The sequence below is a fragment of the Pediococcus ethanolidurans genome (genome assembly GCF_964062635.1).
GTDB classification, from domain to species: Bacteria; Bacillota; Bacilli; order Lactobacillales; family Lactobacillaceae; genus Pediococcus; species Pediococcus ethanolidurans.
In genome coordinates, this window is the sequence record NZ_OZ061250.1 from 1,317,441 (window position 1) to 1,332,113 (window position 14,673).

Below are 14,673 nucleotides of genomic sequence, written 5' to 3' on the forward strand. Positions count from 1 at the left end.
CAATATGTAAGTAAGGGGTATACAACTGAAGAAGTTCAGGTCTGTATGCCATTTATTTTGAATCTGTTGGGTCGTTAGCTGACACGTATGGACGCTAGACGTCCCAATTGGGAGCAAAGATCATGCAAAATGAGTTGAAATGGCTGGAAGCCATCGCACCAGATATGGTAGATGTGTTTTTAAAGCGTTTTTCGGTTCTACGGACGATCGCTTTAATGGCTCCCATTGGTAGACGAGGATTGGCAGTTCACCTTGATATGAGCGAGCGAGGTTTAAGAACTCACACGGATATGCTTAGGCAACTGGACTTGATTCAATCCTCACCGGCAGGAATGACATTAACTAAGGAAGGCCGCTCAGTTTTGAATGGCTTAAGTGATATGGTTAATGACATGCTTGGCTTACAGCAGTCTGAAAGAGACTTAGCACGATTGCTTAATATCGATCGTTGTTTTATCGTTTTTGGTGATTGCGATGCGCAAGATCGGGTATTTGCTAGTTTGGGAGGAATTCTAAACGATACACTTGCAAAAATCTTGCCAGAGGGTAATAATGTAATAGTGGTTATGGGTGGTAACACCATGGCACAAGTTGCCAAGGAGTTCTCACCAGAATTATCCACCAAACGGCGGCTTACGTTTGTTCCTGGACGTGGCGGTATGGGACAATCATTAGCAATGCAAGCTAATACAGTTTGCTCAATTATGGCACAACGCACGCATGGCGAAAGCCAATCCATGTACGTACCAGAAAAGCTAAGTGAGAAAAGTTATCAACCGTTGTTAGAGGAGCCAAGTGTTCAACTAGTTCTTCAACTAATTGAACAAAGCAATGTTGTGATTCACGGCATTGGACGAGCTGATGAAATGGCCGAAAGAAGAGAAGTTGATCCTAACATTCTTCAACTTCTTGAACAAAAAAAGCGGTCGGAGAAGCATTTGGATGCTTTTATAATCAGCAAGGCGAAATCGTCTACCGAGTACCTCGAATTGGTTTACAATTAGAGCGTATTCAATCTATCGATCATGTTTTTGCGATTGCAGGTGGTCATACAAAGGCCCAAGCAATTCGTTCATACATGAATTTAGCACCTCATCAGACTTATTTAATTACTGACGAAGGTGCCGCAAACTTGATTTTAAAAAAGTAATGTTTGTTTACAAATATCACTTTTTAAAATAAAAAATTATTTTTTGAATTCCTAAAGGAGGAAATCTTAGTATGACTGTAAAGATTGGTATTAATGGTTTTGGACGTATCGGTCGTTTAGCTTTCCGTCGTATTTATGAATTAGGCGCAAAGTCAAATGATATCGAAGTTGTGGCTATCAATGATTTGACAAGTCCAGCAATGTTGGCACACTTATTGAAGTATGACTCAACACATGGTACTTTCCCTGGTGAGGTTAGCGCAACAGAAGACTCCATCATCGTTGATGGCAAGAAATACCGTGTTTACGCTGAACCTAAAGCACAAGATATTCCATGGGTTAAAGCTGACGGTGTTGACTTTGTTCTTGAATGTACAGGTTTCTATACATCAAAGGCAAAATCACAAGCTCATTTGGATGCTGGCGCAAAACGTGTTCTGATTTCTGCTCCTGCTGGTAACGACCTTAAGACTGTTGTTTACAACGTTAATGATGACGTTTTGACTGCAGATGACAAGATTGTTTCTGCTGGTTCATGTACAACAAACTGTTTAGCACCTATGGCTTACTTCTTAAACCAAGAATTTGGTATTGAAGTAGGTACAATGACAACAATCCATGCTTACACAAGTACACAAATGTTACTTGATGGCCCAGTTCGTGGTGGAAACTTACGTGCTGCTCGTGCTGCCGGTGTTAACACAATTCCTCATTCAACTGGTGCTGCAAAGGCTATTGGTCTTGTAATCCCAGAATTGAATGGTAAATTACAAGGACATGCACAACGTGTTGGTGTTGTTGATGGTTCATTGACTGAATTAGTATCTATCTTAGGTAAGAACGTTACAGCTGACGAAGTTAATGCTGCAATTAAGAAACATACTGAAAACAACGAATCATTTGGTTACAACGAAGATGAAATCGTATCTAGTGACGTTATCGGAACTACATTCGGTTCAATCTTTGACCCAACACAAACTGAAGTTACAACCGCTGGAGACAAACAATTAGTTAAGACTGTTGCTTGGTACGACAACGAATACGGCTTCACTTGCCAAATGGTACGTACTTTATTGAAGTTTGCTACTCTCTAGGATTTAATTAATCTTTAAGTTTGCAGATTTCAAAACCGTCTAACGGTTTAAGGCGGAGGGAGGCAAACTTCCTCCGCCTTTTTTAATTTAAAAATACATGAAATTTCTTAAACAGGAGGAATAAACTTTGGCTAAATTAACAGTTTCAGATTTAGACGTTAAAGACAAAAAAGTTTTAATGCGTGTTGATTTTAACGTCCCTGTAAAAGATGGTGTCATCGGTGATGATAACCGTATCGTGGCTGCATTACCAACCATTAAATATATTATTGAACATGATGGTAAAGCAATCTTATTTTCACATCTTGGCCGTGTTAAGACTGAGGATGACAAGAAAGCCTTAACCATGCGTCCAGTTGCACAACGTTTGTCAGATCTTTTGGGCAAACCTGTAACATTTGTACCAGCAACACGTGGCAAACAATTAGAGGATGCCATTGCTGATATGAAAGACGGCGATGTTTTGTTATTCGAAAACACTCGTTTTGAAGATCTTGATGGTAAGAAAGAAAGCGGCAATAATGCTGAATTGGGTCAATACTGGGCTTCACTTGGCGATGAATTCGTCAATGATGCATTTGGTACAGCTCATCGTGAGCATGCCTCAAACGTTGGTATTGCAACAGCTATGAAAGCTGCTAACAAGCCAGTTGCTGCTGGTTTCTTAATGGAAAAGGAAATCAAGTTCTTAGGTAATGCTGTTGATAATCCAAAGCATCCATTTGTTGCTATTCTGGGTGGTGCTAAGGTTTCTGATAAGATCGGTGTCATTGATCACTTACTTGATAAAGCTGACAAAGTTATTATCGGTGGTGGTATGACATATACTTTCTATGCAGCTAAAGGCCTTAAAATTGGTAACTCACTTGTTGAAAAAGACAAGATTGATTTAGCAAAACAAATCTTAGCTAAAGCTGGCGACAAGATCGTGCTTCCTACTGACAATGTTGTTGCTGAAAAATTTGATAACGATGTGCCAAGTAAAGTTGTTGAGGGAGATATTCCTGATGGCTATATGGCACTTGATATCGGGCCAAAATCAATCAAAGCATTTGAAGATGTTTTGATTGATGCTAAAACTGTTGTTTGGAATGGCCCAATGGGTGTATTCGAAATGAGTAACTATGCTAAAGGAACTCTTGAAGTTGGTAAGTTCTTAGGCACATTATCAGATGCAACTACAATTGTTGGTGGTGGTGATTCAACTGCTGCTGTTAAACAACTTGGCGTTGGCGATAAGTTGACTCATATTTCTACTGGTGGTGGTGCTTCACTTGAGTACCTTGAAGGTAAAACTTTACCAGGAATTGCAGCTATTTCAGACAAATAAGTTAACAGTGAGCTTGAAAAACATTTCAGGCTCTTTGCTGTTACATAACTGAAATCTGTTATTAATGAAAGGAAGTATTATTGTGCGTACACCAATTATTGCTGGAAATTGGAAAATGAATAAGAACCCTAAGGAAACAACTGAGTTTGTAAATGCAGTTAAGGCTGACTTACCTGCAAGTAGCAAAGTTGAATCTGTTATCGGTGCACCTGCTGTTGACTTACAAGCCTTATTAGATGCTGCAAAGGGCTCTGAATTAAAAGTTGCTGCAGAAAACTGTTACTTTGAAGACGAAGGTGCTTTTACTGGTGAAACTTCACCTAAAGTTCTTTCTGAAATGGGTGTTGATTACGTCATTATTGGTCATTCAGAACGTCGTCAATATTTCAAAGAAACTGACAAAGATATTAACAAAAAGGCTAAAGCAATTTTTGCTAACAATATGTTACCAATTATTTGCTGTGGTGAAACTCTTGAACAACGTGAAGCTGGTCAAACCAATGACTGGGTTTCTGGCCAAATCACCAATGCACTTAAAGGCTTATCTGCAGAACAAGTTGCTTCACTTGTAATTGCATATGAACCAATCTGGGCAATTGGAACTGGCAAGACTGCTTCAAGTGATCAAGCTCAAGAAGTTTGTCATGTTCTTCGTGAAACTGTTGCTAAGTTGTATGACCAAACAACAGCGGACAAAGTTCGTATTCAATACGGTGGTAGTGTAAAGCCTGCTAATGTTAAAGAATTAATGGGTAAAGATGACATCGATGGTGGCTTAGTCGGTGGTGCAAGTCTTGTTCCAGAATCATTCTTAGAATTAGTTAAGTTTAACGCTTAATTTTAGAGCAGTTTTGTAATACAATTGATTTGTAACAGAATTTACTAAATTTAGTGAGGAGAAATTACAATATGTCACTTATTACTGATATTTATGCACGTCAGGTTTTAGATTCACGTGGTAACCCAACTGTTGAAGTTGAATTATATACAGAAGATGGCGGCTTTGGCCGTGGAATCGTTCCTTCTGGTGCTTCAACTGGTGAACATGAAGCTGTTGAACTTCGTGATGGCGACAAGAGCAAGTTCATGGGCCAAGGCGTAACCAAGGCTGTTGAAAATGTTAATAAATTAATTGCTAAGGAAATTGTTGGTTATGAAGTAACTGACCAATTAGCAATTGACCAAGCTATGATTAAGCTTGATGGTACACCAAACAAAGCTAAATTAGGTGCTAACGCAATCCTTGGTGTTTCTTTAGCTGCTGCACGTGCTGCTGCTGATGAACTCCAAATTCCTTTGTACAACTACTTAGGCGGATTCAACGCACATGTTTTACCAACACCAATGTTGAACGTTATCAACGGTGGGAAACATGCTAATAACGATGTTGACTTCCAAGAATTCATGATTATGCCTGTTGGCGCACCAACAATTACAGAAGCAATTCGTTGGTCATCAGAAACATTCCACAACTTAAAGAACTTGTTAAACGAGCAAGGATACTCTACAGCTGTTGGTGATGAAGGTGGATTTGCTCCTGACTTGAAGAACAACGAGGAACCATTTGAAATTCTTGTTGAAGCTATCAAGCGTGCTGGCTACAAACCAGGTAAGGACATTGCAATTGCCTTTGATTGTGCTGCATCAGAATTCTACAACACTGAGACAAAGAAATATGACTTAAAGGGTGACGGCAAGTCATATACTGCATCAGAATTTGTTGACTTACTTGATAGTATTGTTGACAAGTACCCAGTTGTTTCTATCGAAGATCCTTTGGATGAAAACGAATGGGAAGATTGGCAAATGGCTACTGAAAAACTTGGTAAGAAAGTTCAGATTGTTGGTGATGACTTGTTCGTTACAAACACTGACTACCTTGCTAAGGGAATTAAGATGGGTGTTGGTAATGCCATCTTAATCAAGTTGAACCAAATTGGTACATTGACAGAAACTGTTAATGCTATTGAAATGGCTAAAGAAGCTGGCTATACAGCAATCGTTTCACATCGTTCTGGTGAAACAGAAGATACTACAATTGCTGACTTAGTTGTTGCTTTGAATGCTGGTCAAATTAAGACTGGTTCAATGAGCCGTACGGAACGTATTGCTAAGTACAACCAATTGATGCGTATCGAAGATCAATTAGGTGAAGTTGCTCAATACAAGGGTATCCATGCATTCTACAACTTAAGTGAACAAGCACGTAATGCAATTACAAATAAGTAATTTCATTTAAAAATGTGTTTTGGAAGGAGCTTTTCGGATTTTTTCGAAGAGCTCTTTTTTGTGTTTGTTAAAAGTAAAAAAGTGCAGAATAGAAACAAACTCTTCAAAGTAGGTGTTTGATATGTCAGACAATTTAGCGCTTTTTGATTTTGATGACCAGCAGGAAGCTGTATTGATGCCAAGTCATGACGGTCCGTTCCACTTTCACAATAAGGCAATTTTTCCTTTTTTAAGTGAAACTGAGATTGTACAATTTGTGCAAGATTATAATGGTAAACAAATTGGAATTTTTGAAACGATTACGAAATCTTTTCCAGTCTATGAATGTGATTTTCAAGATGAATTGGTTACTGTTGCACAGGCGCCACTGGGAGCACCTGCCGCGACTCAATTTTTGGATTTTTTAATTTATTTTGGTGTGAAGCAAATTATAAGTGTTGGTAGTTGCGGTGTGTTAACGGATATCCCAGAAAATGAATTTTTATTACCAACGATCGCATTGCGTGATGAAGGAACCTCTTTTCATTACGTGCCTAAGAGCGATGTGATTAAATTGAATCAGCAGACAATTGAGAAAATTGAAAAAAGTTTAATTAGTCAACATTTACGTTTTCATGAGGTTAAAACTTGGACAATCGATGGTTTTTTTCGTGAAACTCCTAAATTGATTCAAAAACGAAAGCTACAAGGATGCGAAGTTGTCGAAATGGAATGTGCAGCTTTGGCAGCATGTGCACAATTTCGACACGTTGTTTTTGGGCAAGTTTTCTTTACGGCTGATTCTTTAGCAAACGTTAAAAACTATCATGAACGTGACTGGGTAGCAGCAGCACACGAAAAGGCGTTGATTTTAGCTGCAAACTTAGTGAAATCATTTTAAAATTACAGAAAAATTGAGTTATATCATGACCGAAAAATACATACTGTCAATTGATGAGGGGACAACAAGTACACGAGCAATCATTTTTGATCATCGTGGTCAAAAAGTGGTGGATGCACAGCGAGAGATTAAACAAATTTTTCAAAATCCAGGGTGGGTGGAGCATGATGCCAATGAAATTTGGGAAGCAGTTTTATCGACGATTGCGGATGCTTTAATTAAATCACGAATTCGACCTTCTCAAATTAGTGGCATTGGCATTACTAATCAACGGGAAACAACGGTTATATGGGATAAAAAAACCGGTTTACCAATTTATAATGCAATTGTATGGCAATCGCGCCAAACAGCAGATATTGCAAATGAATTAATATTGGCTGGCTATCAACAGGAAATTCATCAAAAAACTGGTTTAATTGTGGATGCGTATTTTTCAGCAACCAAGATTAGGTGGATTTTGGATCACGTTCCTAATGCTCAACAACGAGCTGAAAATGGGGAGTTATTATTGATACCTGGCTAGTTTGGAAATTAACTGGTGGGGACGTGCATGTGACAGATTACTCTAATGCCAGTCGAACAATGTTATTTAATATTCATGACTTAAAATGGGATACCGATATTCTAAAGCTGTTAAATATTCCTCGAGCTCTATTACCAACTGTAAAGTCTAATTCAGAGATCTATGGGCAAACTAAAGACTATCATTTCTATGGGAGCAGCGTCCCAATTTCTGGTATGGCTGGTGACCAACAAGCTGCGTTGTTTGGCCAAATGGCGTTTGAGCCCGGAATGATAAAAAATACTTATGGAACCGGTGCGTTTGTTGTGATGAATACTGGTAAAAAACCACAGTTATCCGATCATAACTTACTTACTACAATTGCTTATGGAATTAACAATCAGATCTACTATGCTCTTGAAGGAAGTATCTTTGTGGCTGGATCAGCCATTCAATGGTTGCGAGACGGAATGCAATTACTTAAAAATTCTGGTGATTCCGAACAGGCAGCTAATGCATCTACTGATCGCAATGAAATTTATGTAGTACCTGCATTTACTGGCCTAGGAGCACCATATTGGGACTCTGTTACTCGTGGGGCCGTTTTTGGTATTACTAGAGGGACGACTAAAAACGACTTTATAAAAGCAACGTTACAGGCATTGGCATATCAAACACGAGATGTTGTGGATACAATGAAACATGATGCGGGTATTAAAATTCCAATGCTCAAGGTTGATGGTGGTGCTTCCCGTAATAATTATTTAATGCAGTTTCAAGCAGATATTTTGGGAATCGAAATTGATCGCGCAGCAGACCTTGAAACCACTGCTTTGGGTGCAGCCTTCCTAGCTGGACTAGGGGTTGGTTTTTGGAAGGACATTGAAGATATTAAAAAAGTTTATCAAACTGGACAAGTATTTTTACCGGATATGAATGAAGAGGAACGTCAGAATCTATATTCAGGTTGGCAAGAGGCAGTCAAAGCAGCTCAATTATTTAGGCATCAACCTTATCGAAAGAAGTAGTGTTTACCATATTCTGTTGAGCCCTGGTTTGTTTGTGTTTTTACTGACTTAATATTGAAATGGTGGATTTCTGTCAAGAACGTGGACACTTTTTCATAGAATTTCTTTTTTGATATATTTTTAATTCAGTAACACCATTCGTTAATAATCTCAAGGCAAACCTCTGCGAGGCGCTTCCAGCGGCCTTGACTTATTAACGAATGGTATTGTTAATTTGGCAGGAAGCAATAAATTGCTTCCACACAAAAACACAACTTAAATACTTCCACTTAGAGCTCGTCGTTCTGCCTCATTTGGTGTAATAAAATTAAGGGCTCCATGAATTCTGCGACTATTGTAAAAGCCTTCAATATATTTGAAAAGCTGGATTCTAGCTGATTTAAAATCTTTGTATTTGTCTTTTTGTGGGTAAACATCTTCTTTCTTTAAGGTCGCATGAAATGATTCTATACCTGCATTATCGTATGGACAGCCTTTATGGCTGAAAGAATGTTTGATTTTAAGCTCTTTAAGCCTTGATTCAAACTCGTTACTTGTATATTGAGATCCTAGATCTGTATGAACAATCAGATTACTTGGCTTATATTTAATAATTGCCCGGTTAAGAGTTTTTAGAACTAGTTCATTAGTCATGTTTAAACTAAGATTCCATGAAATAATTTTTTTCGTGTGCAAATCAAGAATTGATGAGAGATACAGCCAACCATCATGCAAGGTGTGAATATAAGTTATGTCTGTTGCCCATTTTTGATTAATTGATTTAGTTGAAAAATCACGATCAATAATATTTTCCCGTTCTTCAATTTTTTGTTTCTTTGGATGCCAAGTATACTTTTTTCGAATGATGGAGCACAATCCTAATTCATGCATTAAATTGCCAATAAATTTTTCAGAAACTTTTTCACCACAATGTTGCAGCTTTTTAGCAATTTTAGGTGCTCCGTAACGACGTCCAGAAGCAAAATAAATTTCTTTAATCAATTTTTTAAAGCGTTTGCGGCGCTTTTCTTGATTCGATACATGACAAATAGAATTTTTATAAAAAGTAGAACGTGGGATCTTAAGGGCGTGACAAACATCACTTATATTGTGATTCTTAGCTGCCTGGTGAGCTGCGGTAATGATTGAGTCTGAAGCTAATTTTTTGCGAATATGGTCAAGACTTTTTTTAAGATTTCATTTTCCTCTTGAATCTTTTGATAAGCTTTTTTCAGTTTGAGATATTCATCCTGGCTGATGCCAGTTTGCTTATCTTTAGAATAACGTTTAATCCAAGCATAAATGTTTTTATCTGAAATACCATATTCGCTAGTAAGATCTTTTACCTTTTCCCCATTTTGATAAAGAGACACAATCATCTTCTTAAAATCAATATCATATTTAGTGGCCATATAGGATATCTCCAATCTTGATAAAGATATTCTACCAAAAGCTGTCCATAATTTATACTAGCTCCATGGTTAGCTGTTTTTTAATTTTAGAAAATTACCGAGCGATTTAGTTTCGTGCTAAACTAATTCGTGCTATACTAAGTAGTAATGTTCTAAAAATTATAAAATGAGAAGTGAAAAAATATGCAGTGGCAAGCACAACCGACTAAAAAACCAAGTCCTGATCGAACACATTTAACTTATATTTTACAGGGATGCCTTACAGGTGCCATTACTGGATTAGTGGTCAGTATTTTTCGTTTAAGTATTGTGAATGGCTTGAAATTAATGTTAGTGGTTTATAAGTACCTTTTGATGACTCCTGCATTAATTCCGGTTTGGTTACTGCTAATGCTTCTTGTCGCTATTGTGGTTGGTTACATGGGTCGGCAGTATCCTGAAATAAAAGGATCCGGAATTCCTCAAGTAGAAGGACAATTATCTGGAAACTTGGAGTATGCTTGGTGGCCAGTACTATGGCGAAAATTTGTTGGCGGCATCCTGTCAAATGGTTCTGGATTGTTCTTAGGTCGTGAAGGGCCCTCAATGCAATTAGGCGCAACGGTTGCACAAGGTTATGCACAAGCAACTCATCAAACGGAATTGAAACGGCGAGTTCTCATTGCCAGTGGGACAGCAGCAGGATTGTCTGCTGCCTTTAATGCGCCCATTGCAAGTACATTATTTGTGCTTGAAGAAGTTTATCACAATTTTTCACCATTAATATGGACAACAGCATTAGCTAGTGCAATTGTTTCAAGCTTTGTTTCTACAGTCTTTTTTGGATCGACTCCTGTTTTACATATTGTTTATGCTCGGACTTTGCCACTTACCATGTATCCGCATCTGTTATTACTGGGGATTTTTCTTGGCGGAATGGGATTCTTTTACCAACGAATTTTATTGAAAATGAATGATTGGTACACTTACTTAACAAGGTTACCAAATTGGTTATTTGGCATCGTACCTTTTATTTTGATTATTCCCATTGGCCTTTACATTCCTCAATTAATGGGTGGTGGAAATAACATCATTTTAGCAATTGCTGCGCATTCACCAACATTGATTGTGTTGATTGGTATTTTTGCTTTAAGATTTATATTTTCTATGATTTCGTATGGATCTGGTTTACCAGGAGGAATTTTCTTACCGATTCTATCATTAGGTGTCATTTTGGGTGCAATTTATGGGAAAACGATGATTCAGTTAGGATTAATGCCATCAGCTTATTTAGTCAATTTTATTATTATTGCTATGGCTGGATATTTCGCTGGAATCGAAAAGGCTCCTTTTACTGCGATTCTTTTAATTACAGAGATGGTAGGAACGCTTCATCATTTAATGCCGTTAGCGGTGGTTTCAATTACTGCGTATATCGTAGTTGATATATTGGGTGGTGCACCAATTTATGAATCATTACTACATAAAATAGTGCAACCAACGATGCCACATGCAGGTGGAAAATTGGATCGGGTAGAATTCCCACTGTTTGAAGGTTCTTACATGGTTGGTCATCAAGTTCGTGATTTTCAATGGCCACAGAATAGTTTATTAATTGCGATCCGCCGTGGTGAACGCGAAATTATTCCTCATGGTGATACATTGTTGATTGCAGGTGATACTTTGGTAGTCACAACTGGTCATCGTAATCGGGGAAATCTTTTGCATTTATTAGATCGTCTTCCGGTTCAAACAAAGTAGGCTTGAATTATGGAAAATTAGCCATAAGACTGGAAAAAAAGCTAAACTATGATAAAATATAGAAGATATACTACAAGTTTAGGTAGGAGGTCGCTACTTGTATAATTTATTAATGACAATATTATTGATTGTTTCCGTTTTGATTATCATTTCGGTTATGATGCAACCAGCAAAAACTGATAATGCGTTATCATCTCTTACGGGTGGTGCGGATGACCTTTTTGCCCAATCAAAGCCACGTGGATTCGAAGCGTTTATGCAAAAAGTCACGTTAGTTCTCGGAATTGTGTTCTTTGCGGTTGCGATCGCAATGGTCTACGTTTCATCACACTAACGATTAAGCCTCCTGTGTTTTGCAGGAGGCTTTTAATTAAGGTTTAAAACAATATAAAATTTGAGGTAAAGTATGGAAACAAATAAACTACAAGCTTCAGTAAGCAGCTTTTTAAATCAACATCCAAAAGATAGTTTTACTGCTGAAGAAATTTTTCAACAATTAAATTTAGAAGGAGCCAGTGTTTTTAATATTTTGGTAAAAGAGCTGGCAATTATGGAACGTTCAAATCGAGTGCATATTACGGAACAAGGCAAATTTACATTACCAATCCAATCTAATCAACAATTAGTGCATGGTGTTTTTCATGCTAACGATCGTGGTTTTGGATTCGTTGCAGTTGACCCTGAAGTTCCTGATATTTATATCAGTGAAGACCATACAGCATTTGCGCTCAATCAAGATGAAGTTGACGTTCGAATTACACGAGCAGCAAAGCCAGGTGATGACAAAGGGCCAGAAGGAGTCGTAACTAAAGTAACTGATCGTCATTTTACTCAGGCAGTGGGGGTTTTCCAGGCCGCAGCTGATCCTGAAAATGGTGTTATTGGCGAAATTGAATTAAAAGATAAGAAATTAGCATCTTATCATTTTGATGTGTTAGCTTCTGGAATCAAGCCTCAAAACGGTGCGGTGATTACTGCTGAAGTTACGCAGTATCCTAACTTAAAGCATCCTAAATTAATGGCTGGACTGGCAGTCGAAACAATTGGTTTTAAAGATGATCCTGGTGTTGATATTCTTCAGGTGATTTACCAACATGAAGTACCTTATGAATTTCCTGATGATGTTAAAGAAGAAATTAAATCAATTCCTGAGACAGTGACGGACGCTGAAAAAGCTGGCCGTAAAGACTTAACTTCTGAAACGGTGGTCACAATTGATGGGGATGACTCGAAAGATTTTGATGATGCAGTTGGCGTGTATAAGATGGCAAACGGACATTATCATTTGAGTGTTAATATTGCTGATGTCAGTCACTATGTTAAAGAAGGTTCACCATTAGATCACGAAGCTTATCGCCGAAGTACCAGTGTTTACTTGACAGATCGTGTTGTACCAATGCTACCTAGAAAGTTATCCAATGGAATTTGTTCATTGAATCCCAACGTAGAACGGTTAACGATGACCTGTGAAATGGAAATGGATGAAGAGGGTAAAGTTGTTCAACATAAGATTTATCCAAGTGTAATCAAATCTGATGCGCGAATGACGTATTCTGATGTCAACAAGATTCTTGAAGCTCATGATGAAAATACACGGGCGCGTTATGCTGATTTAGTACCAATGTTTGAAACCATGGCTGAATTGCACAAGATTTTGTTGAAACGTCGTAAGCGACGTGGTGCTATCGAGTTTGATGATAACGAAGCAGAAATCATTGTTGACGAAACTGGTCACCCAATTGATATTAAGGTACGTGTACGAGGAACTTCAGAACGAATGATTGAATCCTTTATGTTGGCAGCAAATGAAACGGTTGCGCAACACTATTCTGAACTAAAAGTGCCTTTCTTATACCGTGTGCATGAAACACCAGATAGTGAACGTATGTTGAGTTTCTTTGAGTTCTTAACCAACTTTGGTTATTCTGTGAAGGGTAGTTCTAAAAATATTAAACCTAAGATGTTGCAGAGTGTTTTGAAACAGGTTGCCGGTAGTAAAGAAGAAACAATGATTTCGGTGATGATGTTACGAAGTATGAAACAGGCAAAATATTCGGAAGATTCTCTTGGTCATTTTGGGTTGGCTGCTCAGTATTATACACATTTCACCTCACCAATTCGTCGTTATCCAGATATGTTTGTTCATCGATTGATTCGTCACTACGCACAAGATGGCATTGGTGAAGAATCCAAGGCGCAATATGTGGATCGAATTCCAGAAGTTGCTGAACATACTTCCAAATTAGAACGACGCGGAATTGACACTGAACGTGATGTAGATGGTATGAAGAAAGCCGAGTATATGGGCGATCATATCGGTGAAGAATTCAAAGCGGTTGTTAGTTCTGTTATGAAGTTTGGATTATTTGTGGAATTGGACAATACCGTTGAAGGACTTGTTCATATTAGTCAGATGAAAGATGACTATTATGAATATGTGGAAAATCAATTGGCTTTGGTTGGTCGCAATACGCACCGTACTTATCAAATTGGTCAGGAACTTGAAGTTAAATTAATTCGAGTGGACAAAGATCAAAGCGAAGTTGATTTTGCGTTGTTGCATCCAGAAAAAACACCAACAAGCGAAATTCAGTTACCACCACGTCAATTTAGAAACAGTGGGAATTTCAAATCAGGTAATCGACAGGGAAGTCATAATAAAAATTTCCATAAAAAATCAACCAGTACTTATCGAAATAATTCTGCTAAGAAATTTCATTCAACTAATTCTCACAAGGCTACGTCAACTTCAAAAACTTACGATCGTAAAAAGTAGGAGTGATGTAAATGGCAAAGGCTAAAAAGAAAACTCAAAATTCGGCCTTAGCGCAAAACAAAAAAGCACGCCACGATTATTTAATTTCGCAAACGTATGAGGCCGGGATGGTGTTAACTGGAACTGAAATTAAATCAGTTCGAGCTAGCCGAATTAATCTTAAAGACGGTTATGTTCAAATTCGTAATGGTGAGGCAATTTTAATGAATATTCACATTAGTGAGTATACAGAAGGAAATCAGTTTAACCATGATCCTTTGCGTAATCGTAAACTGCTTTTACACAAAAAGCAGATTGCCGAATTGGCTGAACAAACTCAGAATAAGGGAATTACAATTGTTCCTTTAAAAGTTTATATTAAACATGGATTTGCGAAAGTTTTAATTGGAGTTGCAAAAGGTAAGCACGAGTACGACAAACGGGAAACAATTAAACGTCGTGATCAAGAGCGTGAAATTGCAAAGGCAGTTAAACGTTATCGATAAAAATAGTTTAGGTAGCTTAAAATGAAAACAGAATTTTGAGTTTATAATTCAAAATGAAGCAAAAAAGC

At 37.8% G+C, this 14,673-nt stretch carries 11 protein-coding genes and 2 pseudogenes; 11 read left to right on the forward strand and 2 right to left on the reverse strand.

Annotation, left to right across the window (positions count from 1 at the left end; genetic code table 11):
• Positions 1 to 122: 122 nt before the first annotated feature.
• The 7 genes and pseudogenes from AB3219_RS06460 (at position 123) to glpK (ending at position 8,213) form a co-directional block, all read left to right on the forward strand.
• Positions 123 to 1,150 (forward strand): annotated as a pseudogene (locus AB3219_RS06460) (sugar-binding transcriptional regulator).
• A gap of 71 nt (positions 1,151 to 1,221) precedes the next feature.
• Positions 1,222 to 2,244: a type I glyceraldehyde-3-phosphate dehydrogenase gene (gene gap, locus AB3219_RS06465; RefSeq protein WP_057806716.1), complete on the forward strand. Its 1,023-nt coding sequence runs from the start codon at positions 1,222 to 1,224 to the stop codon at positions 2,242 to 2,244.
• A gap of 127 nt (positions 2,245 to 2,371) precedes the next feature.
• Positions 2,372 to 3,574, forward strand: coding sequence for a phosphoglycerate kinase (gene pgk / locus AB3219_RS06470; protein ID WP_216754653.1), 1,203 nt, complete (start codon positions 2,372 to 2,374; stop codon positions 3,572 to 3,574).
• An 82-nt stretch (positions 3,575 to 3,656) separates the two neighbouring features.
• Positions 3,657 to 4,412 carry a triose-phosphate isomerase gene (tpiA, locus tag AB3219_RS06475; protein ID WP_216754654.1) on the forward strand — a complete coding sequence of 252 codons (756 nt, stop codon included), beginning with the start codon at positions 3,657 to 3,659 and terminating at the stop codon, positions 4,410 to 4,412.
• Positions 4,413 to 4,483: 71 nt separating this feature from the next.
• The gene (gene eno, locus AB3219_RS06480) at positions 4,484 to 5,803 is read left to right on the forward strand and encodes a phosphopyruvate hydratase (protein WP_057784285.1); all 1,320 of its coding nucleotides are present in this window, start codon (positions 4,484 to 4,486) and stop codon (positions 5,801 to 5,803) included.
• 121 nt (positions 5,804 to 5,924) lie between these two features.
• Positions 5,925 to 6,683: a nucleoside phosphorylase gene (locus AB3219_RS06485; protein ID WP_216754730.1), complete on the forward strand. Its 759-nt coding sequence runs from the start codon at positions 5,925 to 5,927 to the stop codon at positions 6,681 to 6,683.
• A gap of 25 nt (positions 6,684 to 6,708) precedes the next feature.
• Positions 6,709 to 8,213: pseudogene (gene glpK / locus AB3219_RS06490) on the forward strand (glycerol kinase GlpK).
• A 255-nt stretch (positions 8,214 to 8,468) separates the two neighbouring features.
• On the opposite strand, the gene AB3219_RS06495 reads toward glpK, so the two are convergent.
• On the reverse strand, positions 8,469 to 9,365 hold the full coding sequence (locus AB3219_RS06495; protein ID WP_311735503.1) for an IS3 family transposase: 897 nt from the start codon (positions 9,363 to 9,365) through the stop codon (positions 8,469 to 8,471).
• Entirely contained in the window at positions 9,350 to 9,604 is a 255-nt protein-coding gene (locus AB3219_RS06500; protein WP_216754758.1) for a transposase, read from the reverse strand. The genes AB3219_RS06495 and AB3219_RS06500 overlap by 16 nt, the downstream gene beginning before the upstream one ends.
• A gap of 183 nt (positions 9,605 to 9,787) precedes the next feature.
• Here AB3219_RS06500 and AB3219_RS06505 point away from each other — a divergent pair, with 183 nt between their 5' ends.
• From AB3219_RS06505 to smpB, 4 genes are all read left to right on the forward strand, one after another.
• Positions 9,788 to 11,344 (forward strand): ClC family H(+)/Cl(-) exchange transporter, encoded by a 1,557-nt coding sequence (locus AB3219_RS06505; protein ID WP_260365676.1) that lies wholly within the window; start codon positions 9,788 to 9,790, stop codon positions 11,342 to 11,344.
• Positions 11,345 to 11,441: 97 nt separating this feature from the next.
• Positions 11,442 to 11,678, forward strand: coding sequence for a preprotein translocase subunit SecG (secG, locus tag AB3219_RS06510; RefSeq protein WP_057806710.1), 237 nt, complete (start codon positions 11,442 to 11,444; stop codon positions 11,676 to 11,678).
• A gap of 72 nt (positions 11,679 to 11,750) precedes the next feature.
• Positions 11,751 to 14,120, forward strand: coding sequence for a ribonuclease R (gene rnr, locus AB3219_RS06515; protein ID WP_216754645.1), 2,370 nt, complete (start codon positions 11,751 to 11,753; stop codon positions 14,118 to 14,120).
• Positions 14,121 to 14,131: 11 nt separating this feature from the next.
• Positions 14,132 to 14,605 carry an SsrA-binding protein SmpB gene (gene smpB / locus AB3219_RS06520; RefSeq protein WP_057806708.1) on the forward strand — a complete coding sequence of 158 codons (474 nt, stop codon included), beginning with the start codon at positions 14,132 to 14,134 and terminating at the stop codon, positions 14,603 to 14,605.
• The last annotated feature ends 68 nt before the right edge of the window (positions 14,606 to 14,673 follow it).